This is a genomic window from Peribacillus sp. Hz7 (assembly GCF_042136355.1).
GTDB classification, from domain to species: domain Bacteria; phylum Bacillota; class Bacilli; order Bacillales; family DSM-1321; genus Peribacillus; species Peribacillus asahii_A.
In genome coordinates, this window is the sequence record NZ_JBHHJV010000019.1 from 42727 (window position 1) to 65896 (window position 23170).

General features: G+C 32.3%; 28 protein-coding genes and 2 pseudogenes. 5 read left to right on the top strand and 25 right to left on the bottom strand.

Going from position 1 to position 23170, the window contains the following annotated elements:
- Positions 1 to 127: 127 nt before the first annotated feature.
- Positions 128 to 1126, bottom strand: a complete 999-nt coding sequence (locus ACE199_RS19070; protein ID WP_375351174.1) for a toll/interleukin-1 receptor domain-containing protein — start codon at positions 1124 to 1126, stop codon at positions 128 to 130.
- Positions 1127 to 1751: 625 nt separating this feature from the next.
- Between ACE199_RS19070 and ACE199_RS19075 the strand changes: the two genes are divergently transcribed.
- Positions 1752 to 2180, top strand: coding sequence for a DUF3888 domain-containing protein (locus tag ACE199_RS19075; protein WP_375351175.1), 429 nt, complete (start codon positions 1752 to 1754; stop codon positions 2178 to 2180).
- A gap of 384 nt (positions 2181 to 2564) precedes the next feature.
- Here ACE199_RS19075 and ACE199_RS19080 read toward each other — a convergent pair whose 3' ends face one another.
- The 9 genes from ACE199_RS19080 to ACE199_RS19120 all read right to left on the bottom strand — a co-directional run bounded on the left by ACE199_RS19080 (position 2565) and on the right by ACE199_RS19120 (position 9380).
- Positions 2565 to 2879: a hypothetical protein gene (locus ACE199_RS19080; protein WP_375351176.1), complete on the bottom strand. Its 315-nt coding sequence runs from the start codon at positions 2877 to 2879 to the stop codon at positions 2565 to 2567.
- A gap of 82 nt (positions 2880 to 2961) precedes the next feature.
- Positions 2962 to 3159, bottom strand: a complete 198-nt coding sequence (locus ACE199_RS19085) for a hypothetical protein (protein ID WP_375351177.1) — start codon at positions 3157 to 3159, stop codon at positions 2962 to 2964.
- A gap of 125 nt (positions 3160 to 3284) precedes the next feature.
- Complete coding sequence (locus ACE199_RS19090) at positions 3285 to 3797, bottom strand: hypothetical protein (RefSeq protein ID WP_375351178.1); 513 nt, start codon at positions 3795 to 3797, stop codon at positions 3285 to 3287.
- Positions 3798 to 3929: 132 nt separating this feature from the next.
- Positions 3930 to 4391 (bottom strand): hypothetical protein, encoded by a 462-nt coding sequence (locus ACE199_RS19095; protein WP_375351179.1) that lies wholly within the window; start codon positions 4389 to 4391, stop codon positions 3930 to 3932.
- A 75-nt stretch (positions 4392 to 4466) separates the two neighbouring features.
- Entirely contained in the window at positions 4467 to 5138 is a 672-nt protein-coding gene (locus ACE199_RS19100) for a hypothetical protein (RefSeq protein WP_375351180.1), read from the bottom strand.
- A 132-nt stretch (positions 5139 to 5270) separates the two neighbouring features.
- Positions 5271 to 5645, bottom strand: coding sequence for a DUF2750 domain-containing protein (locus ACE199_RS19105; RefSeq protein WP_375351181.1), 375 nt, complete (start codon positions 5643 to 5645; stop codon positions 5271 to 5273).
- 567 nt (positions 5646 to 6212) lie between these two features.
- Positions 6213 to 7733 carry a recombinase family protein gene (locus tag ACE199_RS19110; RefSeq protein WP_375351182.1) on the bottom strand — a complete coding sequence of 507 codons (1521 nt, stop codon included), beginning with the start codon at positions 7731 to 7733 and terminating at the stop codon, positions 6213 to 6215.
- Positions 7720 to 9228, bottom strand: coding sequence for a recombinase family protein (locus ACE199_RS19115; RefSeq protein WP_375351183.1), 1509 nt, complete (start codon positions 9226 to 9228; stop codon positions 7720 to 7722). The genes ACE199_RS19110 and ACE199_RS19115 overlap by 14 nt, the downstream gene beginning before the upstream one ends.
- Positions 9225 to 9380: a hypothetical protein gene (locus tag ACE199_RS19120; protein ID WP_375351184.1), complete on the bottom strand. Its 156-nt coding sequence runs from the start codon at positions 9378 to 9380 to the stop codon at positions 9225 to 9227. Before ACE199_RS19120 ends, ACE199_RS19115 begins: the two co-directional genes overlap by 4 nt.
- A gap of 158 nt (positions 9381 to 9538) precedes the next feature.
- On the opposite strand from ACE199_RS19120, the gene ACE199_RS19125 reads away from it, so the two are divergent.
- The gene (locus tag ACE199_RS19125; RefSeq protein WP_375351185.1) at positions 9539 to 9871 is read left to right on the top strand and encodes a helix-turn-helix domain-containing protein; all 333 of its coding nucleotides are present in this window, start codon (positions 9539 to 9541) and stop codon (positions 9869 to 9871) included.
- 95 nt (positions 9872 to 9966) lie between these two features.
- Here the strand turns inward: ACE199_RS19125 and ACE199_RS19130 are convergent, their stop codons facing one another.
- Positions 9967 to 10212, bottom strand: coding sequence for a hypothetical protein (locus tag ACE199_RS19130; protein ID WP_375351186.1), 246 nt, complete (start codon positions 10210 to 10212; stop codon positions 9967 to 9969).
- Positions 10213 to 10324: 112 nt separating this feature from the next.
- Here ACE199_RS19130 and ACE199_RS19135 point away from each other — a divergent pair, with 112 nt between their 5' ends.
- From ACE199_RS19135 to recJ, 3 genes are read left to right on the top strand one after another with little or no spacing between them, the layout of a single operon-like run.
- Complete coding sequence (locus ACE199_RS19135) at positions 10325 to 11788, top strand: recombinase family protein (RefSeq protein WP_375351187.1); 1464 nt, start codon at positions 10325 to 10327, stop codon at positions 11786 to 11788.
- A 14-nt stretch (positions 11789 to 11802) separates the two neighbouring features.
- Positions 11803 to 12195 carry a hypothetical protein gene (locus ACE199_RS19140; protein ID WP_375351188.1) on the top strand — a complete coding sequence of 131 codons (393 nt, stop codon included), beginning with the start codon at positions 11803 to 11805 and terminating at the stop codon, positions 12193 to 12195.
- Positions 12192 to 13850: a single-stranded-DNA-specific exonuclease RecJ gene (gene recJ / locus ACE199_RS19145; protein WP_375351189.1), complete on the top strand. Its 1659-nt coding sequence runs from the start codon at positions 12192 to 12194 to the stop codon at positions 13848 to 13850. The genes ACE199_RS19140 and recJ overlap by 4 nt, the downstream gene beginning before the upstream one ends.
- Positions 13851 to 14634: 784 nt before the next feature.
- On the opposite strand, the gene ACE199_RS19150 is transcribed toward recJ, so the two are convergent.
- The 14 genes and pseudogenes from ACE199_RS19150 to ACE199_RS23520 form a co-directional block, all read right to left on the bottom strand.
- Entirely contained in the window at positions 14635 to 15057 is a 423-nt protein-coding gene (locus ACE199_RS19150) for a hypothetical protein (protein WP_375351190.1), read from the bottom strand.
- A 191-nt stretch (positions 15058 to 15248) separates the two neighbouring features.
- On the bottom strand, positions 15249 to 15668 hold the full coding sequence (locus ACE199_RS19155; protein ID WP_375351191.1) for a hypothetical protein: 420 nt from the start codon (positions 15666 to 15668) through the stop codon (positions 15249 to 15251).
- A 188-nt stretch (positions 15669 to 15856) separates the two neighbouring features.
- On the bottom strand, positions 15857 to 16315 hold the full coding sequence (locus ACE199_RS19160) for a hypothetical protein (protein WP_375351192.1): 459 nt from the start codon (positions 16313 to 16315) through the stop codon (positions 15857 to 15859).
- A 128-nt stretch (positions 16316 to 16443) separates the two neighbouring features.
- The gene (locus tag ACE199_RS19165) at positions 16444 to 16857 is read right to left on the bottom strand and encodes a DUF3888 domain-containing protein (RefSeq protein WP_375351200.1); all 414 of its coding nucleotides are present in this window, start codon (positions 16855 to 16857) and stop codon (positions 16444 to 16446) included.
- 399 nt (positions 16858 to 17256) lie between these two features.
- Positions 17257 to 17607 carry a HEAT repeat domain-containing protein gene (locus ACE199_RS19170; RefSeq protein ID WP_375351193.1) on the bottom strand — a complete coding sequence of 117 codons (351 nt, stop codon included), beginning with the start codon at positions 17605 to 17607 and terminating at the stop codon, positions 17257 to 17259.
- Positions 17608 to 17761: 154 nt separating this feature from the next.
- Positions 17762 to 18052: a hypothetical protein gene (locus ACE199_RS19175; RefSeq protein WP_375351194.1), complete on the bottom strand. Its 291-nt coding sequence runs from the start codon at positions 18050 to 18052 to the stop codon at positions 17762 to 17764.
- An 86-nt stretch (positions 18053 to 18138) separates the two neighbouring features.
- Complete coding sequence (locus ACE199_RS19180) at positions 18139 to 18534, bottom strand: hypothetical protein (RefSeq protein ID WP_375351195.1); 396 nt, start codon at positions 18532 to 18534, stop codon at positions 18139 to 18141.
- A 157-nt stretch (positions 18535 to 18691) separates the two neighbouring features.
- Entirely contained in the window at positions 18692 to 18997 is a 306-nt protein-coding gene (locus ACE199_RS19185; protein WP_375351196.1) for a hypothetical protein, read from the bottom strand.
- 158 nt (positions 18998 to 19155) lie between these two features.
- Positions 19156 to 20061: a DUF4240 domain-containing protein gene (locus ACE199_RS19190; RefSeq protein ID WP_375351197.1), complete on the bottom strand. Its 906-nt coding sequence runs from the start codon at positions 20059 to 20061 to the stop codon at positions 19156 to 19158.
- A 321-nt stretch (positions 20062 to 20382) separates the two neighbouring features.
- On the bottom strand, positions 20383 to 21258 hold the full coding sequence (locus ACE199_RS19195; protein WP_375351198.1) for a helix-turn-helix domain-containing protein: 876 nt from the start codon (positions 21256 to 21258) through the stop codon (positions 20383 to 20385).
- Between the two features lie 200 nt (positions 21259 to 21458).
- The gene (locus ACE199_RS19200) at positions 21459 to 21800 is read right to left on the bottom strand and encodes a hypothetical protein (RefSeq protein ID WP_375351199.1); all 342 of its coding nucleotides are present in this window, start codon (positions 21798 to 21800) and stop codon (positions 21459 to 21461) included.
- Positions 21801 to 21941: 141 nt separating this feature from the next.
- Positions 21942 to 22451, bottom strand: a complete 510-nt coding sequence (locus tag ACE199_RS19205; protein ID WP_375351201.1) for a DUF3916 domain-containing protein — start codon at positions 22449 to 22451, stop codon at positions 21942 to 21944.
- Positions 22452 to 22490: 39 nt separating this feature from the next.
- Positions 22491 to 22607: pseudogene (locus ACE199_RS19210) on the bottom strand (IS1595 family transposase); the annotation flags it as partial.
- Positions 22608 to 22810: 203 nt separating this feature from the next.
- Positions 22811 to 23050 (bottom strand): annotated as a pseudogene (locus tag ACE199_RS23520) (YoqH family protein); the annotation flags it as partial.
- Positions 23051 to 23170 lie beyond the last annotated feature (120 nt).

Sequence of the window (23170 nt, forward strand, 5' to 3'; positions counted from 1 at the left end):
AAAACCTTTAACAAAATTGCTAAAAGGCAGCTAAAAATATTTAGCTGCCTTTCCTTACAATCCACATTTACAACAATAATTAAATACTATTCAGAGGGTGAACTTATTGCAGATTTTTCGCTATAATTTATTTAAGATAGTGCTTTAAATGATGCTCCCAAATCTGCATGACGAGTTTTTCAGGGGTATAAAATGGCGTTTGTTCATGCGAATAGAAATTACCAATCATTGCTTTAAGAAGTAGTTGGTGTTCTTGCGTTACTTCGCATGTAATAAGCTCATTGTATGACTGATCCGAGGTAGATAAATGCGGACCGTACGAAATATGAATGTTTTCTGTATGGCTTCCCATCCAATTTCCTAACCACATCTTTATTCCCGTCTTATGTGCTCCATCCATATAAAGTTTTGTTATGAGCTTTTTGTCTCCGCTCCATTCGATTGTATAAGTAATATGAGGGTTTTGTTTCTTGACATGCTCTAGTAATTCTCTTATCTTTTCACAAATTTCTTTAAAAGCTGTTTCCATAAATAAACTTTTATCATAATCTGTAATCTTTTTCGGAACAGAAACTTCAATATTTGAGAGCCAATCTAGTTGTTTATTTAGTATGAATGGTTTTTCAACAGATTGAGGAGTTAAATCAGGTATAGGTCCTAATGGAGCCACTTCAAAGTAATCCACCCCATGTATCCGATAGACGAGCTGTTTCATATTTGATTCAAACTCTTTATCATTGGAAAAATCAAAAACAGGATAATCCTCTAAATGAAACGGCAAAACATCTTCAAAACTCCCTGAACTCCTTTTAATTAAAATCATTTTATCTGGAGTTCTGCGGACTATCGGAAGAGATAATAATTGCTCGAATCCTACCCCTCCTTGAAAATCGTCAGCCTTATTTTTATAATTCTCAGTGAGAACATAAATAACATAGTCGTTATCTCTAATCCCTTCAATCATCATTTGATTTAAATTTTTAGTTTGCCGTTGAAGAATGAATTGATCGCAGTTTGCATCAACGCCTCTTCCTCTTAATTCATTAGTAAAATATCGAATCCAAGCTTGATGATCAGAACTATCCCAACTGTAACTCACAAAAACCTTTTTATGCTGTCTTTGCATCGTATTCCCCCACCTAAACTATCTATTTTTAAGCATAACGCGTCATAACAAATTCATGTACCTGATTCAGTAAAATTATACATCTAAAATCACTCTAATAAAATTATTTCCGTAATGTTATAAAAGTAATATAAATTCTAAAGTCTCATTAAGGAAATAAAGAAGGTTTTATGAAACAGCAGTCTATTTCCTTGAAAACAGTTTTTTAATACATAGCCAATTATCCATTGTTAAATAAGCTCACCTAATGACCGAGAAAGCCTTTTAAATACCTCCTAAAAACCGAGAGCTCATCAACGACAGAATTTTTGCCCATTATAAAAACAGGATAAACCTTAGCTTGTCCCTTGAAATCAATGGTTTTTGGAGAAATCCAGTCATATCAATCTCGGTAATAAGAGGCAGTATGCGATCGCATACTGCCTCTTATTACCGAGAAAAATTACAATGTAAGTACCTAATTGCCGAGAAATAGTTTGTACAAATTAAAGCAATAAGAAAAAGAGCTGCCGACTCATTCATTAATCTTCAACTCCCGCACCTTTTAATCACCACATATCTTAGTTCATAAAAACAAATAATAAAATTGAATAGACAGACGCAAAGCGAGGTATATCGATAAGAAATGAAGAAATCCATTTATGTTTTCATGTTATCCGTCGTTCTTATTACATCCATTCAAACAACAACCGCTTCGTCAACCAAACCAATTCAAGATTCTGAACAACTTAGGTTACAAGATATGCTTATGAACATGCTTACTCCTTATATCGAAAAAGATTTGCATAACTATTATTATCCGAAGATTTTAAAGGATTTTTCACCTGCTGTCGCTCCATGGAAAATTGAAGTAATTGAAACAAGAAGAGTAAATGGCTTCCGTGGCTTTATATTGGACATTACATTTGAAATTGAGCCTACCGATGGTGGACACAACGTTCCAGTAGGAAAAGACCGAATGACTTATCGAATTTCTTATGGTCCTTCAGTAGAGTTGGTAGAACATATTCACTTAGCAACTTCTGCTTTACCTCCCGACATTCAAGAACAATGATTGTCAGTTATTGCATCTAATCAACGTACTGCGACATAAACATAATGCTTGTTCCTGAAGAATTATGGAAACCTTTACCTTTAAGTGTTAAACTTAATACATGAAAAGAAGGGGGCTATAATATGTCGCCATTTTTATTTGTCATCATCCTTATCTTGGTTGGTATTTTTTTAATTAGCCGTTACAATAAGTTACCTCACCCAATAACAACCTTCATCTGCATATTTGCTATTATGTGTATTATTTATGTAATACCATATATCACAATGTTGATTTCTACCTTCTTCTAAAACAGCAATTTAAAATTCCTTCCCTTCTGCTACACATCATGTGTCAAAAATGACATAAAGCGTCTCCACTTATTGTAGAAACGCCCCCGTTTGTTTAGGAAGATTGATTATTTATTAATTCATCATAATACTTTTTTGGATTAGAAATATTGTTATCAATAAAAAACTTTGCCTGACCTTTGAACATATCAATATAAGAATCCTTACTAATGGTTAAATCTCCTAATTCATCAACGTCTCCTTGAACTTGTACAGTATCATTTTTCAAATCAACCATAACAGTCATATATGCTTCCTCTTTGTATAAAACAATACAGGTTACTTGTTGTTTAACTAAATCAACATGAGGATATTCATGACGTACTCCAGTTGGTTTGAAAATCGTATATCCAACATTTTTATCATTCATTTTTACACCCCATTAATGAAATTTATTATAAATACCTATATTCGTTTTTTTATTGGGCTAACCTGCTTCGTTAATTGAATAACTATTTGTTCTTTTTCCTATCGTCAAGTTTTCTTGAACAGTACAAACATAATAAACCAGAAGTTAAAGAAATAAAAAAGGGAATGATTGCTAGCAAAGGCATAATGATTGTCCAATAAAGTAAATAAGCACTTACAGCAAATATAAACCAACTGACTATAAATAAAAAACTTGATGCAAACTCTTTTATTGCAAACAAAATATCCCCCCTCTGTATTGCCATTGCTAATACTTCTTTTTTTACTAAACTGCCAGTTACTTAAATAAGAAAAAGCGATCCCCCCCTTATTGAAGCATCGCACTCCGTTAGTTCAGCTAGGATAGTCAGGGTAGAATGACCTTATAGAGCTGTTCTTTCGTTGATAAACTAATATCATTTGTACCAACGAGAAAAGATTCTCCGTGTAAAATCACTTCTGTTAGAGTGTCACTTGGACCTAATTCGAATATAGGATACTGTACAGAGACCTTACCCTTCAATACATCTCTATCCTGTATCTTAAATTTTATTTCCTTTGATGAATTAGTTATAAAGAAATCGTCAAAGGTTAATTTCCATCCAACATCGTCTAGTATTCTATTCAGTTCATTTATCGAATGAACTTCATCAATTCTGTACCTAAACCGTTTGTCATCATCGTCTAAATCATCAAATTCTCTTACAAAGTTATGGATAACCTTTAGAGGAAAACGGTTATAGTTTTTCCAGAAATCAGATAAAGTTGTTCCATATTCTCCGTTAACACTATACATATATTCTGGTTCTTTTATACAATCACAAGCCCACAAATCTATACGTTCATTTTCATACGCCGTTCGGTCATCAATATTAACCATATTACTTTTTCCATCCTATTCCTTTTCATTATTCCTTTTTCTTATTCAACTATTCTGCCATTATAGTTGAATAAGAAAAGGCGATATCCCTTATTGAAGCATCGCACCCTTTCGTTGAAGAAGCGTTATTTATCACTCGTTATAAAAAGAATCCCACATCATTTTCATTCGTTTATATTGAAGTCTAAAATAACCCCAAGTATCTTCTCCGAAATTCCAAGCAAAACCCTCAAATGTTTGTTCAAAAAATGACCCATTTTTATCTTTTATATCTTCAGTAACAATTGTAAAGTTATTAATTAGCTTTAATAGCGGAATCTCAACATAAGTACAATCTTTATCAAAGTCGATGGTTTGTTTTTGGACTTGTGAACAATCATAATAACCTGAATCTAATACTTCGAAGTCGTAAAAAGCTAATACTACCTCGTTTGTTTCACATTCAGTATCAAATGGATTTAGAGGGTGTTCTTTTACCATTTGAATACATTCAAGTGTTAAGAATAGATTGTTGTTTTCAACTTTGACTTCTTCAATATAAACGGACTGCCAATTAATAGACTCAAAGCAATTTTCTGATATATATTTAGCCACTTTTTTCAGTCCTTTTATTTTATATAGTATCATCTTGTTCAAGTGAACTGCTTCATTAGTCGAATAATAATTGAGTTAATAAATATATCTAACAGTCTCATATTCCCCATACTTGATGACAGTTTCAAATACTTCTCCACCATTTTTATCTTTTAACAAAGCATCCATCTTATCATCTTTAATATTGTAATGTCTCTTATTTAGAAAGCCTGCACTTCGGATTGTTGGATGGTCTAAAATTGGTGTTAAGTCACCGTTTAACACATTAGTATCAACAAATCTAAAGTCAATTAGATTAGGAAATTGATATAAAAAATTCAAATTTTCAAGATTACCGCAAGAATTAAGGCATAGAACTCGAAGATTTTTCAGAGAGAATAATTCTTCATTTGGTACAAATTTTTTTGATTGATTAATATGTAAATGTTCTAGCGTATCGGCTAATCCAGACAAACCAAAATCATTTTGTAATTTAGTACAATAATGTAATTCTAAACGCTTTAATTTATTCATTTTTTCTATCCCACGGAATTCTTGTATATTGGACCAGTTTAATTCTAAATAGAGGAGATTTTCTGGAAAACCAACAAAGTTACCTAGCTTATTCTTTTTATGGTGCCAAAGAGTTAAATATTCAATGTTTTCAAGCTGCATCTCATTAAATTTATCTTCTTTTAAGTTTAAGTAAGCTTGAAGATTATCTGGTATTTGCTCAAACCAAATCCCCATATTCCTCCAGTTATCCATTTTGAATCACCCCGATATTTGGTAATACTTCTTCTATCTTATCATTTGGACTTATTAAACTAAACTCCCTCTATAAAATAAGAAAACGGGATCGCCGCAGCCATCCCTTCTTTAACATAAGCACCCATTAGTTTAATAATTTTCAAGTTCAACTTCTAAATCTTTTAAGATTACATCTATTTTAACCACTGCTGTATCATCATCAGTTGGAAAAATAGATGGTTTTATGCCATCATTTTTCATTCCAGTAAGCCATTTATCAACAAAATCATTCAAGTCAATCGGTTTAGCTTTACATTCTGACCATTCATTTTTAGCACAGGCTTCTGCAAATTCCTCTTTAGGAAAGAATGGAATAATTGTATTACCTTCCTCATCCTGTCCTGTTGCCCAACCATCATTGTACAAGCCCCAAACTTCTTCAAAATCTACAACCTTTTTTATGAAATACTCGTATCTAATATTTGGTGGTTGTTTCATTACTGCTTCCAACTCTTTTTTATTCATTAGCATTATTCCTTTTTCGATTATTAAAATATCATTTTCTGATATTTTATCACCAGTTCTTGTTCAACTAAACTCCCGTTAGCACAATAAGCGACTGTTCTTATTGGACAATCGCCTCCGTTACTTTAAATACAAGTATTCACATTCATTACAATTGAAAGGGAAAATTAAATAGCAATTTAAATAAATATCTTTTACTTCATTGAAGTATTATCAAGTCTATAAAAATCAACTTTGTCATCAACCAACCAAAATTCTAAAGATATTTCTCTTTTCTTAGTAGAATAACTCCTCGGTCAATAGATTTTATATGAAATGAAGACTTCGTCCCTTTTCTATGTAGCTCTCATTTAACCTACATCCTTATCTTAACAAACGAACAAATAGGAAAATACCCCGTTTTTTCAGGATACAACTAGCTCTGAAGTATCAAGATGATATAGCGAAACTTTAATATACTCAAACAAAAACACAGGGCAAAGTTCATTATTAAAAGCCCTGTGTTTTCATTTTCCATTTGACTGTTTGCCACTCTGAAATAAACTTATTATTTTTGTTGATAATTTTTCACCTATCCCCTTCTAAATTAAAACGTAGTTTGCATTTCAGAGCCCCTTGATTATTCACAGTAATTTTTTCAAACAAATATAAAAATAGCACCCGTAGGTCTTGTTGGGTAAATGAATTTAAATAAAAATTCTTTAACTGTCCTTCAATTAAAATTTGATTTTTTTGAACTTCTTCTAAAAATTTGATCTTAGATTTTTTTTCCTCGATTACAGCTTCAATTTGATGAATCTGGTTTAATAACTTTTCTTTAGTAATCAAAAATATCTTGATACGAGTTTCGTTTGTTTCGCTCTCCTTAAATGCTTTTTCAATTTCTAAATCACAATTTTGTAATTTTCTTTTTTCTGCATTCCAAACCACCTCCAAATCTTCAATATTCCCCTCTATGATTTTTATTTCATTCTCAACTTTTCCCTGAATACCTTCGATTAACTGTTCAGTATCTACTCCTTGGTAGGTTTTAAAAATTTTTATGGCAGTTTCATGTGCTTCTTCCGCATTTAATTTAAAATTACAGGCTTTACATATATACACTTTCTTACCATAAACTTTTCCCTGATTGCTTTTAGTTCGTTGATCCTTCCCAACTAAACTTCCGTTACAATCCTCACACTTTAACAAACTAGTCAATAGAAAAGACGTTTTAAAGTGTTTTGGAGAAATTTTTCGTTTCATCTTTGTCATATATAAATCCCAACAATATTCCCATTCTTCAATAGATAAAACAGGTGGAATTAAGGAACTTTTCTCCATAACCCACTCATTTCTATCCCTAAGAGAATTGTGTTTTTTCTCATGTTTTCTTCTAATTGCTATATAACCCGCGTAAAAAGGATTGGTTATTATATTCTTCACACGATCTTTATTCCACTCTTTTCCACGGTGGCTATTGACAGGCATATGTTTAGCAATGAAAGAGAATCCATGATTATTTTTGTACAATTCGAATACTTTTTTCACAAGTTCCATTTCAATTTCTTCAATTTCAAATTTTCCATTGTCGCCTCTTTCTTTTAGAGTATAACGATATCCAAAGGGAGCTTTTCCTCCTGTCCATAACCCATTTTTCACTAATGTTTGCATAGCTCCCCTTGTATTAAATCTAATTTTATCTAACTCATATTTTGCGACTCCGTCTTTTATGGCTCTATAAATCGTATCCCCATAATCATATAAATTCTCTGTTTCACTTTCTATGATAGGAATATTAAGTTGATGCATAATAAGACGAATCATTTCATGTTCTTCTGGAATACGAGCAATTCGAGAATGAGAGTAAATAATAACAAAGTCAAACTTTTCACTATAAGCATCTGCTATTAACTGTTTATATCCTTTACGGTCTTTTTTTCGGGAGGAAACACCCTCATCTAAAATTTCATTAACAATTGTACATTCATATTTTTCAGCTAGCTCATAAGCACTACGACGTTGCGTTTCCATAGTTTGTTTATGAGTGGAGTGTCTTCCATAAAATACACCCCTCATACCAGATTGTAATACTTTAGATAAGTCCAATTTCAACACTCCCTTTAACACCAGTAAATAGTGGATGTTGGAAAACAATGATAACTTGCTCTTTACTTAATTGAATTCGGTAAACAATATCTTGAAGTAGTTCGATTTTCTCCTGATCCCCCATATCATCCTGAATAATTTGTAAAAACGCTTCCTCTTTCCATTCATTTACCTTTACAAATTTTTCTTTGATCTCAAAAATTTTGTAATTTAACTCGGACCAAATAAACTGGCTTTGCTCATACTTTTCTAATGTTTGAATCATAGATTGATCTAAATTTACTTCCTCACCCTTTTCAAGAGCTAACTCTGTCCGTTCAACCATTGTTTTCTCTAATTGCTTAAGTTCACGATTAATTTGCCCGATCGTTTCTATAAATTCTGACGCTTGTCTCTTATACATTTTTTCAATGACTTCAGCAAAATTCGCTTTCACTATTTCGTTGAAATAATCATTCGAGTTTTGTATAACTGTGTTTTCTAACCAATCCCTTGACGTTCGAATTGTGGAATGTGTTTTGCATTTATATACCAAAGTCGATTCACTATTCAATTTATGTGTCTTTCCTGACATCATTTGATTACATTCAGAACAATAAACCAGTCCATTTAATAAATAAATGATTTCTTCTTTATTCTTTTCATCCTTATCTCGCACTTTAATAATTTCATTCATTTTCCTTTGTACTTTTCCCCAAGTTGGTTCATCGATGATTTTTAGATCTTGAACCGTTCTAACGATTAACTCATCTTTAGAATGAAATATTCTTTCTCCCTTATAAATAGGATTAGTTAAAACCCTTTTTATTCTTTGGTAATTCCATTCCTTCCCCTTTCTAAAACGCATTCCTTTTTCATTTATATGGTCAACAAATTTTTGTAAGGAATTAAAATCCTCCTGCAAGAATGCATCGTAAATTAATTCAATATCTTTCCATTCACTTTCGACCTTTTTCCACTCCTCATTCTTCCCATCTTTTTCAATTTCTTCGTATGCTTTTCTATACCCAAATGGAATAGCCCCAGCAGCATGTTTCCCGCCTTTTGCTTTAGTCATTTTTGCATCCTGTAATTTCTGAACTAATTGATTAGCATCTACCTCGTTCATTGCAGCGAGTATCCGTTCTATAAATTCCGATTCTATTGTAAACATCATAGGAAATTCGAAATCAGCAGCAAAAATGACATTGACGGTATGTTGCTTCAATAATTCAAATAAACTCATATACTGTTGAACATTTCTCGCTAATCGGCAACGGCTGTAAACAATTAAATTTTTCACCATCCCTTTCTTTATGTCATCCATTAATAACTTCATTTGGATTCTTTCTTCTAAGCCTGTCTTTCTTGCCGAAGTTTCTCTATCTTCGAATTCATGATCGATAATTAAATGGTTCTTCTTAGCAATTTCATGGATAGATTGCTTTTGCATCTCAATGGATAATTTTTGTTTTTCAATACTAATAGAATTTCGATAATAAGCTACCGTTTTCATTCATTCAATTCCTCCTTATTGTTTACGTCTCCTTGTCTATTTTCTAATTCTTTCAAAATAAGGTTGGTATACAAGTCAAACCATTTTTGTGCTGCTTCGGGATGGTGTACATATTGAACAGATACAATCTTGCACTCGGTCATTTTTCGCATAATGTTAACTCCTTCATATATTTATGGTTTCTACCTTTAAATTATGGTTTTTTACAGGATTTTTTTAATATTGCGTTGAAATCCATTAATAGGACATTCTACGTGTTTCATAAAATGGGGTAATTAAAAAATTTTACTTTTTCGCGGAGGATTCATATATGCTGCAAAATCTCGGACAACGAATTCGCACTTTACGTACCAATAAAGGAATCAGTTTAAATGCATTCGCGGAAACATTGAATGTTTCACCAGGATATCTTAGTAATTTAGAGACAGGTAAAACGGATACGATTCATTTGTCACTTTTACAGAAATTACAATCAGAATTAAATATTATTCCGATTGAGTCTGAATCATCAGATGAAATAGATATCAGACTCAATCATGCCAAGCAACAATTCAAGCAACTGGTACAACACAACCCTGAAGGAGCAACATACCTCCTCAATATATTGGAGAAGGGACTGGAACTTCTTTTAAAGAAAGATTGAGTTGCATTTACAATTATGTCCATTTTTTAAATTTTTATTCATAATTATGAACACACCGTTTATATACGTGAATAAAAGTATAAAAAAAGGAGAGCCTAACCATTAATTGGTGGCTCTCCTTTTTTTTCTGTAAACGTAACTTGAATATTGTTGCTTTGATATGTTCCAATTTTTTCACCTAACAGATGGAGAATTGCCGTCTCTGTTATTTTCAACTCACAATCATTAACTTTTTGTTTAATTTGTTGTGAAATTTCATGGTTGCCAAGGTCGGTGATGGAATCAAATGATACTTTTTCAGAACCGTTATAAACTGAAAATCGAATTTGAACTTCCTCCATTTGCAATCCCCCTTGCTTACATACATATGCAAGGAAATGAGTGGGACAACCCTATTCATCTTTCATTATTTTCGACCATATATTAAGACAAACGGAGTAAGGAGGAATGTATTTGAAACAAGAACAAATTGAGTTTAACGAACGTTCCATCGCTCTGTACTGCCGCGTTTCTACCGATGAACAAGCACGTGAGGGAGTTTCACTTGATGAACAACAAGAACGATTAACCGCCTATTGTCGAGCTATGGGCTGGAGTGAGTCTCCACTTCTTTTTATAGATGATGGTTATTCAGCTAAAGATTTGGAGCGACCGCAACTTAAGCGTTTATTAGAAGCAATGGACAATGGGAAAATTTCAAAGATCTTAGTGACAAAACTTGATCGCCTTAGCAGAAGACTCCTTCACCTTTTGGAACTAATTGAGTCATTTCATCAAAAAAATGTTTCTTTTATTTCTATTAGTGAAGCTTTCGATACAAATACCCCTGCGGGTCGTCTGACGCTTCAAGTTTTAGGGGCAGTCGCAGAATTTGAACGGGAACGTGTTCGAGAACGCGTTTTTGAAAATATGTATCATGCTGCTAGTCATGGAAAATGGCTTACACAAAGTCCCTATGGTTATCGTTTACAGGATAAAGAACTTGTCGTTTACGAACCTGAAGCTAAAATTGTCCATCAAGTATACGATTGGTATTTAAATGAAGGAAATGGTTATTATACTATCGCCAAAAAATTAAATGAAGAAAACATTCCTTCTAGACAGAAAAAGGAATGGTCGATTCGCTCTATTAAATTGATGCTCACAAATCCAGTTTATAAAGGAACTCTCGTTTGGAATCGTATTGACTCCAGTAAAGCCAAGCGATTCGAAAAAGACGATAAAGACTGGGTTGTTCTTGATAATGCACTTCCTGCCATCATTGAAAAAGAAACCTGGGAGAAGGTTCAACATAAAGCGAGCAAAAAGCAGATGGCGCCAAGAGCTCAGACAAGCCCCCATCTTCTTGGTGGGCTACTAAAATGCGGAAATTGTGGCTCAGGAATGAGCATTGGATGGTCTGGTTCAGTAAAAAATCGTTACCGTGTTTATCGCTGTTCAGCAAACAAAAACAAAGGCACTTGTACTAGTAAACAATACAAAGCCAAAGATGTAGAATCTTGGTTTAAAAAAGGACTTCTCCAACTTTCAAATTCGATTCAATCAGATATGATTCCCCGTCTAATTCAAAAAAGTATGGAAGAAGATTCAAATACAATGGAACAAAAAGTACGATCTGCTAAGAATCGTTACAAAAGAAAAGTAGAAGCTTACACAGCAGGACTCATTGAGTTAGAAGATTTGACCGAAGAAAAAAAGCGATTGGAGAAATTCATTGAAGAAAGCAATAATCAGGACCAAACTCCACAGGTTGACATGCAACAATTACAAAAATTAGTGGAGAAAAAAATTAAAAATATTATTGATGCGATTGAAGTTTTACCTGTCCCCGAAGCAAAATCATTAATTAAAACCGTTGTCGAAAAAGTTATTTTGTTAAGTGAAAAGGAACTGGAAATCGTGTTAGATATTCGTTAATGGAGTTGTCGAAAATGTATGCTGTTTCTTTGCAAACAATGCTTGAATCTAGTAGTTACAATAGCCTTCTTCATCTGAAGTCCACGCTAATTCGAAATAAGGCAGAGGGCATTGTATTTTATCAAGAAGACATAAGCTCACTTGATTGGGACGTACCTTTTGAATTTTATTACTTTTTAACGGCTGGAAACATTAAATTTAATAATGCTTTCCCCATGCCTTTTGCCATTTATAGAAAATATTTAATAAAAAATCATCCATTAGATTACCTTGTTCATTTTTATCAAACATATTATGAAACAAACAGTATTCCGACAAATCATTTTCATGATTTAGATGTTTTTCAGGCAAAACAATATGTGTGGTTCTACAATCAAAAAAATGAAGGGAAGGCTTTTATTCAATGACGGAATGGACACCTTACGACATACCATTAAACATGCATCCGCAGAAACCATTAATCACTTATTTAGCACGCTGTTTTAATATTGAGCCAATTCTTATGCACCATTTATTTGTTCACAATATAAAAAATGAAGAATCACTTTCTAATTTTTTATATCCTTGTCTTGATGAAATGCACAATCCTTTTTTATTAAATGAAATGAAGGAGGCGATTGTCCGTATCATTCAAGCGATTAAGAATAACGAAAAAATATTAATTTTTGGCGATTACGATTGCGATGGTATTACAGCTACGTCAATATTGTATAAAGCGTTGAGAATGTTAAAGGCAAATGTAGATTATCGTTTACCAATCCGCAGTGAAGGATACGGACTGTCTCCTATGGCAATTGAACAGCTTGCAGATGATATTTCTCTCATTATTACCGTTGATAACGGCTCCAGTGCCCATCCTGCAATGGAGATTGCAAAAAGAAGAGGCATCGATGTTATCGTAACGGATCATCATGACATTCTCGGTAAACATCCTGATTGTCACGCTTTTATTAATCCAAAAAGATTGGACAACACTTATCCGTTCACAGGTTTGGCTGGAGCAGGTGTCGCTCTAAAAGTAGTACAAGCTTTATTTATAGCTGGTAAAATTAGTTGGCAAAAATACGGACCTTTATTTTTAGAACTTGCAACACTTGGAACTATTGCTGACTTAATGCCGCTTGAAGGCGAGAACCGCATAATTTGCTGGTTGGGACTGCGCATAATGAATAATAATCCGCAACCTACTTTACGAAAGTTATTTAAGCTGTTGAAGATTAACCATGTTGATAGCTCTACCATTGGCTTTCAAATTGGACCTATTTTAAACTCATGTGGACGGATTGATGATCCAAATAAAGCAGTAAGAATACTGATGAACCCTTCTACCACAGATCAGGAACTTCATTACTTAATTAATCTTAATAAAAGGCGGAAAGAAATGACGAAACATCAATTTAGTCAGATTGAAAAGAAAATCATAGAAAACGAATGGTATAAACAAAAAGTAATCGTGGTCTGTGATGAATTTGATAATGGAATAATCGGCATTATCGCAGCTAGGATTACGAATCGATTTAAAAAACCAGCCATTGTCATTTCTCAACATGGTACAGGTTCAGCCAGAAGTTTAAATGGAACAGATTTTTCCATCATCAATGTTATTAACAAATGCTCGCAATACCTTAATAAATTCGGCGGTCATCAGGCTGCCGCAGGACTTTCAATGGATTTACGCGACTTCGATCACTTTCGACTTGCTATTCAACAGGCAGCACTGGAAGAAGAACCATTACAACCAAAAATTAATTTTATTGGTAATATCCCTTTTCACCTATTCTCAAATCATCTATTTGATGACTTATCAGCATTAGAACCTTTTGGAATGGCATTTCCCAAACCGTTATTTTACTGCTCCCCGATTGCTATTAGGCACCATCAAACATTCGGTAAAAATAATGAGCATCTAAAGTTTACCATTCATAAGAAAGAAGCTATCGCTTTCAATAAGGGAGCATTCAAGAAACAGTTACAAGAACAAGCTCTACCTGAATTCCTTTACACTCCAAATTGCATAAAGAAAAAGGATTTCCTTATTCATGATTTAAGAATTGCTCCATAACAAAAGAGTCTTGAGCTTTTCAAGACTCTTTTGTTATATTACTTTATTTTATTTTTCTTTACTTATTTTTTATTTTTCTTTACTTATTTTTTATTTTTCTTTACTTATTTTTTATTTTTCTTCTACTTGTTATACAGATGTATTTAAATGACTTTAAAGTAATGTAACCAAGCAAAGCAAAATGGAACAGACAGATAATAAATGTTTATTAAGCATCCCAAAATCATTGCATATTTTATGATTCTGTGCTTAATGAGAATTGATAAAAACAGCCCAACAATCGGTAAAAAAATAACTACTATTTGTATCGTTATATTTACAAAATTGTGCATTCCCCAAGGACTAACATTCAGCATCCCGTTACTATGAATGAATAAAAAAGTTCCTGATAATATCCAAATGAAGAAAGTAATGAATATATAAATCACATTTCTCATTTTTCGCCCCCTTTAAATCAGAGCTCCTAATCTCCACAGTAAAACTTAACACATAACCCCATTTATTCGGTTCTATACTGGGAATTATTATAACAATAACCTATTTATGCTAGTTAAATGAGCAAAACTGAACAATTTTACATAAAAACAAATAACTATATACTATTTTTATTTGTGATAATACATAAAGTGTGTATTTGGAAATTTTTTAAAAATGCTATTAATGGCAGGATCTTTTACGAATGTAAAAAGAGCCAAAATACGCAAGTAGTGTATAAAAACTTGGATATTTCAGGCTCTTTATTTTTATTCCTTATTGTGTTAAAGCACTCCGTTAGTCGAAGAAGTTATTGTTTTAATATCTCAGTTTTATATTTAAAGCGAACATTTTCAGGAATTTCGTTAAAAATATGAAGAGGGATTCCAACTTTATCTTTAATATTTATTTCTTTTCCTAAATCAAAAAATCTAAGGAATTCCCAATATGCAATAAAAAAGTTATATGTTGGTTCGTGAATAAACTCCATCCAACCCTCTGCAATATGTTCATCTTTTTCATTGAAAATATTAATTCCTGAGAAGTTTTCCACTTCCCCATCTAAATAAGCTGTATCGTGTCCTTCTATACAACTCTCAGACCAATCGAATTTAAACTTATTTCCCATTATTCCATACACTTTTAGGTCATCGCATAGTTGTTGTTCTACTAACTTTCTTAATTTAGGTCCCATAATGCTTGAGAATCCTAAGTAATTATAATTTGGTTTCAAATTTTCTCACTCCACATATATACTTTGTTCATTATAACATTGCTTCCTCTACTAACTAATTCCTTCTTCCACTAACCTGCGACGTTACTTCAATAAGAAAAAGCAATCCTTCGTTATTGAAGCATCGCACTCCGTCATTTTAAGTACATTACTTCACAAGTGGTTACTAGTTACTTACACAAGAAAGAAATTCACCCTTCTTTTCTTCGCATTTTTATTATATGAGCCAACAAAAAAGAAAGCATCATGGCAATCCAGTGGGGAAAAGCAATCATCATCATAAGAATTCCTACCCCTAAGTCGTCTGTTTTATAAGGATTGGGGAAAATACTGAATACAATCGGCTGAAACAACATCGTTCCAATCATGACAGGAAAAAACGGAATATAAAAAATATATTTCCATATACCAAGTGATAATCTTGTGTTTATGTATGTATAGAGTGAAACCAGAAGGATAGCAACTGTAATAATTCCAATTACGTTTATCCAATTTTCGTGTGTATATAATACTGCTAACCAAATTTCACTAATCATTGTATAAAGCAAGAATAATAAATAAAAAGACAAAAATTGCTTTATATGTACTTTTTTTATGGTGAAACCTTTCATTTAAGGAGATTTCCTTTCAATAAAATTTTTATGTCATTATTATATTAATTCAATTGTTGTGACTGCTAATAGTGGGAAAATCGCCCTGTTATCATTAATTTTCTTGTTGAACTATCCCCGTTCGTACAATAAGAAAAGCTGCCTTCGATAGCAACTAAATCTTAAACATAAGTACCCGTTAGTGAAAATTAATCCCAATAATTAAATACCACATCTCCTACTGTTTTCGGTTCCCAATAGACAAGCTGTTCCAGTTCATCTTGGTGTAAATTGTTTTCGGTTTTAACGATAATCTTTTCACCTTTTTGAGTATATCTTAAAGATTCATTCAACTGATTAGGATGTAGTATTTTATAATATGGTTTAAATAATTTAGATAGTTCAGGTTCATCAATAAAAGGAAAATATTTCACATACACTTCACGAGTTGATGTAAAAGCCATAAAAGGATACTGACCATTAAGCAAAATATGAATTCTTTTATCTTTAACTTTAATTATACACTCATAAAAATTCTTTCCTGCTTCTGCTCCAATAAAGTCCAATACTTTTGAACCAAACAGAGAATAACATATTTGTTTGAATTTATTCTCTTTAACCGATGGTGCTGGTAGAAAACCTGTAATTCCTGAACGTAGAATTAGCATACACAAACCTCCTAATGATAAAACCCTTATTTCACTATCTTGCCCCGTTAGCACAATAAGAAAAGCCGCCTTCAATAGCAGCTAGATCTTAAACATAAACACCCGTTGTTGAGTAAAGGTAGTAATTCTTATGAAGACAAATGTTTGTATTCTAATATTTTTATATTGAAATCATGCTTACATAACTGCTTATTAAGTTTTTCACTATCACAAGATGGAGCTATTCTTACTTTAACTAAGTCCTCTACATGATCCAATGGTTTATTACGTCCAGAAGAGACTTGAATTGTCACAGTAACATCATAAGAATGATTGTCATTGTAATTTATACCAATAATTCTTACCCATTGCCAATTCAAATTATGTCCATATTCCTTTTGAACTTTTTTATCAATAGTGGGAAACACAATATCAGCAATAATATCCTCTGTTGTGACATACATTTCTTGCTCTACTTTTGAAACCGATTCTGCTTTAATAACTTGAATAGGAGTAAAGGTAAATAATAAAAATCCTAATAAGATTAAGTATAGCTTGACCATCAAGACTCACCTCATATTTACTTTTACTCCTTATTCTTCACAATTCGTTACCCTTTATTAAACTAAATTGCTTTGTTACTTGAATAAGAAAAAACGACACTTCGTTATTGAAGCATCGCACCCGTTGAACAATTTTATCCAATCAAATAGCTCATGAATTTCCTCATAGTCTTCTTCAAAACGAATAAGAAACCCTAATGCCAATATTAGATCATCACTTTCGATAGTCCTTTTTCTTTTTAGCATAGTTTTTATACGTTCGATAACAGGTTTAATGGCAGTTTCATTCCCATGTCTAGCGATACCTAACATGGCATAGCCTTTAACATTAGCTGAACGGTCTTGTAATGCCTCTAAAAAAGTCGGAAGTAAAGAAATGTCCCCTATTTCCTTTAGCGCCTATAAAGCCGAACATTTAACGTCTCCTTTTGGATAGCTAAGTAAATTAATGAGGTGAGGAACGGCTTTATTTGTACCAATTCTAGATAATTCGGAATTAGCATAGGTAAGGTCATACTCATCTTGCGATTCAGTTATCACTTTTATGAGAGTATCTTCTGCAACAGGACTTCTACACGCTCTTAATGCTTTAATTGCTGACTGTCTGACTGCTGGACGCCTATGGTTAATGAATTTAATGATTGGAGAACAATCTTCAATTTTTATTGCTCCTTGTGCAATTTTTTCAAGGAGCATGGATAATTTATAAGCATCTTGTTCTTCACTTAATTTTTTCAATACATCTTCCAAGTTCTATACTCCCCTCAAGTTCTAGATGTTTCATTTAAAGTTTACCCTAAAAAACCGCATTTTTTCCATTTGAATCCTTCTTCAACTTCCAGTTACTTGAAGAAGAAAAGGCTTCACTACTGTTAAAGTAAAGCACTCCGTTAATGCAATAAGATTATTGCTTTTTATTATCTTTAAAATAAAAATTTTCATCTAAATTTGAATGAGTACCATTGAAATCATTTTCTTTATCCACTTTGTCCAAGTCCAACTTACATATATCATCGTCTTCTAAATCACCAATAACGGCTATCAACCTTATACCTTCATCTACATTACCTGCCAACATTGCTTTTGATTGAAAAGTATTGAAACCATTTTCTTCAGCAAGATATTCCATTAAAATTTCCAAAATATCATCTTGATTATATTTAAACACTTTTCGTTTCTTTAAAATTTCACTCATATTTTTTACTCCATTGCTTTAATTTTTAGTTGGTTTAAAAGCGACCTGTTCCTGTTAAACTATACTGTCCATTACTTGAATAAGACTTAATAACTTTCATAACAACTTACTTGTAAGGGAATACCTAATTCACCGATTACCTTAATAGCTTTTGGTTCCAATACAAAATTGCACTGTCCTTCATAAAACACACCAATTACTAAATCAATATCTTTGGCTCCATAACTACGAAAAACATCTATATATTTTTGTAGAGTTTCTACTATCCAAAGCAGTCCGTAATCTTCCGAATTTTTATATTCATCTTGTGGGCATAATTCACCATTACCATAAGAAGAAAGCTCTCCTTTACATCTTCCTTTGGATACTATATCTCCTACTTCAATTTTGTTTTCAAGAGTAATTCCAGTAGATTTTTCAATCTTCATTGGGGAAAAACTTTCACCGTATAAATGACATCGAATATCCATTTCTTTTATCATCATTAACCCACTTTCATGCATACTTTTACAATTAACTTCTCCAACATAATAGAAATTTCTTCTTGAACTAACTGCTTCGTTAACACAATAAGAAAAGCTGCCTTCGATAGCAGCTAGATCTTAAACATGCTTTAGTTGAATAAGGATGTGATGTTTACTAATCACCAGCAATATGGACTTTACCTATATCTGACCTAGAAATTTGTTTAATAAATTCCTCGTATTTGTTCAGTTTATTGACTGAAATAAATAAATTGTAATGATTAAGGTCTGAAATTAGATTCGATAACCTTTCTCCTGAAAAAATTTCATCAGTAAGATAATAATCGCTTAATCTTCTAAGTTCCGAATAACTTCGCCACATTTTCCTTGAATCAAATATTTCATTATGGAGATGTTCTGTTAATTCGATTATTCCAAGTTTACGACCTTCACGACTGTATAAGACCACATCAAACCCCATATAAAGCACCACCCTAAAGCCTTTTCGCTCAATTTTATCATATTAGATTTCTTTGCTTCTTTCCACACTATCCTGCGACGTTAGTGCAAGAAGCTACTGTTCTTATTGAACACTCGCACTCCGTTAGTTGAGTAAGAAATATGTTTAATACGTTGAAATTAATTCCAACCTTCAACATTTGAGAACGATTCATAATCACAACCTGTGATATATTCAAACTCTTTTCCAGTTCTTCTTGTATATGCTTCGGATGCTAAAGACAGTAATGGTTCAAACGAATTATCTTTTGTCATATTTCGGGGATTTTTAATAGTTAGTTCAAAACATTCTTTTCCCTCAGCAATCACTGAACATCTAAAATACAAGAATAAATCGGCAGAAAAATAGTCTTGAGTTTCTTCGTCATATGAATATTCACCTATGTTTTTGGCGTGTTCTTTTGTATCTAATAAATAGAGCTTGTACGATAGGGCTTCTTCAAATTCTTTTATATCCTTTACACTCATTTTTGCCAATGTGTGAACAGCAGGTTCTAATATTTCTTCTTCATCGTTTTTGTCATTAAAATTAAGTAGAGAAATAATTGACCAAAAGGTTTCATCCTTCATCATTTTCTTAGGTTTTTGTGATTTCTTATATTCTTCATTAATTCTTTTTTCTTCTTCTTGAATTTCTTTCTCAAAGTTTTCCCTATCATATTCCCATCGCCACTCTAAAAAAACTTCTATCCCAACAGAATTGTCCCATTTCCCACGGAATGAGCTACAAATAATTTTACCCGATAAAGGAATATTCCCAATGTAAACAACCTCTTTAGGTACCTTTCCTTCGACCCAAACCAATGCCTTATCATTATTGTAAAAAAAGCGATTCTGGAGAAGAATTTCACCTAAAAGTTCATTTTCAATAGATGGTATGTCTGTTCCAATATATGGTGTTGTGATAACAAGATAAGAATTGTCTATCTCATCAGCAACTCTTATTGCCCCGTAATTACCATCTGGTAAACTTACAGCAAAAATATCTCCAATTGATACTGTATTTCTGGACATTTCCTTAGCCATTTTGAATCCCCCTATGTAATAGATACTACCTTAATTATTAATTATAATAGTGGATTGTCCTTATTCAACTATCCCCGTTAATCCAATAAGCACTGCTTGATAATTACGTATAAACGTTTATACAGTTTTCCATTGAGAAATGATTTAACATGATTAATAAACATACTGCCAAAAACTACATAAAATAATTTCCATAAATAATACAGATAAATTAATAGGTTCTAGTTAGTAATATTACTTAAGTAATGAAAAACCGATAAAAATATTCAAGTAAATTTATTTATATCCTTTTACTTTCGTAATTTCACATAAGAAAAAAGACTAGCTTGAATGACTAGTCTCCATCTCCTCTTCCTCTTTAATTTTAACTACGATTTCATTAAGCTTCGCTCTAATTGCATTTTTAAGCATAGATTTTAAATTTTTATATGGTTTGTTGGTTATTGGACATCGATATTCTTCACCATCAATTATACTATCTTCAAGTTGCTCTGTTTCATTGAAAAATATGGAGTAAATCTCTTTTGGAATTTCTTCATTTCCCCTTAAAGAATCCGCTACTTCACTACTACATTCGTTGCTTAACTCTTGGAATAACAATCTAAAATCTTGATAAGAGAAAGTTTTTTTCGAACTTTTCCTATTTACTTTTTCGGTTATTGAAAAAACTTGCTCTTTTTCTAATGATGCTACATTCTGTTTCTCTTCAGGTAATTGTATAATCAATTCCTTACGCATTTCTTCTACCTGCTTATATAACTCCTCACATAACTCCTCTAGAAATCCGTATCCTTCCTTGATTTTATCGGCTTCGGTTATTAAATCACAAATACTTTGGTTAGCACTTAGCAGTTGATTCGTCATATCCATGATTTGATCTTCCAATTGTTGTTTTTCTAGTTCGTATTGGCTTCGCAATTCACCTGGTATTTCTTTAACTGACGGTTCAGAATCCATTCGAAATGCATTATCAACATACCATTCATGAACAGCCATAATTTCTGGCAATCCTGGTCTTTGCTCCTCGATAAACTCAAATAAATCCTCATGATGAATTTTCCAACCATCTTTTCGATTTTCCGACCGTGTTGCTTTAATTTTCCCCTCCCGAATCCAACGTGAGACCATTTGAACAGAATCAGTAATGTAATATTCTTTAAGAATGTTTAAAGTCTGATGAAGATTGTATATTTCCATAAAACATCTCCCCATAAATTTACTTATGTAAATATATGAGGAGATTTATGAGGACATGATAATTTATTGGCTAAATACATAAATGGTTCTTGGATGAACGTTTCCATCCCCTTTGATATTAAAAATGAATATTTGCTGGTATGTTGACAGACTTGACCTTCAACTCTTGCACCCTTTCGAAACAAAAAATACTGTTTCTTTTACCATTCTCTCCATTCCTCAGTTATGTCTTCTTCGGATTCTAAGCCCACTATACGTGCTGCTTCAGTGATAAACTCATATAATTCTTCTCTCTCCATTGTTTCAATAAAATAATCGTATTGGTCATTTAATTCATTTAATCTAATGACCACTTCTTTAACACATTCTAGTATGTCTTCCTCTGTCGGCTTATCTCCAATTTTTTTTAAGTTATTGATGTAAGAATCAAGAACCTCATTAGTTGCATTAATATTTTCGTCTGTCAAAAGCTCATCATCTTCATCTATTCTTTGTTTCCATCCTACTGTTGGTTTATTTTTGGCTAGTTCTTCAAAAGTCATAATATCCTCCCGAAAATGTGTTATTTTATTGTATTTGTTACGTTCTTTAATTTATCTAACTTTTCGTTTTGCTCTGTTACATTATAATGTTATTTTTTTGAGTAAAGAAAAGGGTCACATCAATATAAATGTCCCCTTGGTTTATTTTAATTCACCTATAAACCAAATTTCCCCTTCATAACTGTATCCATCTTCATCAATAATCAATTCTTTAAATCCTAAAATTTTCATATCATTTGGAACGGTTAATCCCCACTCTATTCGAATACTTCTTTCATCCGAAAGATGAAGCCATTTTTGATATTCGTCATTTCTATTAAAAAAATTTTTAAAATGGGAGTCCCCTTTAAATACGATAATTTGAGAATCCCACAAATCAAGTAAATCAATTGCAACTACCACTCGATAATTTTCTTTATCATTTGGCTTCATTCGAATTAAATGGTCAGCTCTTTCCAATAGTGTTTGAATGCAAAGTCGTTTAACTTTATTAGGTGTCTTATTGGAATTTATAAAATCTTGAGCAACTGGTAGGTGCATATGCCAATAATCATTATAGAACTCCATTGGAAACTCCGTAGTGTTTTCTTCAATTCGTTTAGTCATATTTTTAGCTTTTCGTTTAATACCACGAACTTTTTTCTCTCGCATTCTATTTCTCCTCAATATTTCATTGACGTAACTTAGCTTTCTTAGCCCTACATATGTTGTCTTAGTAGAAAATAAGCAACTATCAACAATCATCTTACGTACTGTTGTATCGTCATTGCGATGTTTGATAATATCTAAGCATTGAAACCAACTCAATTTCGTCCTTTTCTTACATTATAGAACATTCGTTCGCTATATTCAAATATCAACAGAATTAATTAACAGAGCCTTCCTTTTAAAACCAATATTTTTTATAATCTATCGGACTTCCTTCTTAAAATAAATTGCCCCTTTACTTTAAAAAGAAAAAAGCTTTGCTCATTATTCCAGCAAAGCACCAGTTATCCCAACAAAATTAATTACTTTAAACAAGTTTTAACCTTATTTTCAAGCACAACAGGACCCGATTTGTTTGTTAATGTATTAAATGCACGAACTTTAATACGGGTTGGTCTTAAAATAGGTGAAACCTCGTCCAATTTTCCAGTCCAAATATTTTCTTGATGTTCAGTTATTGGATAAAGTCGAAATACCCAACTTATTTTTTCTGGAATATACGCTAATACTTCATATCCATTGAAGTTCCCAAAAGAAGATGTGTTTGATAAGTTAGATTTGAGCCACTTTTACACGATTTGATCACATAAAAAATGAGCCACCTAATTTCCAATTCTATAAACCTCTCTTATGATAGAAAGTGACCAAACTTACTACATTTG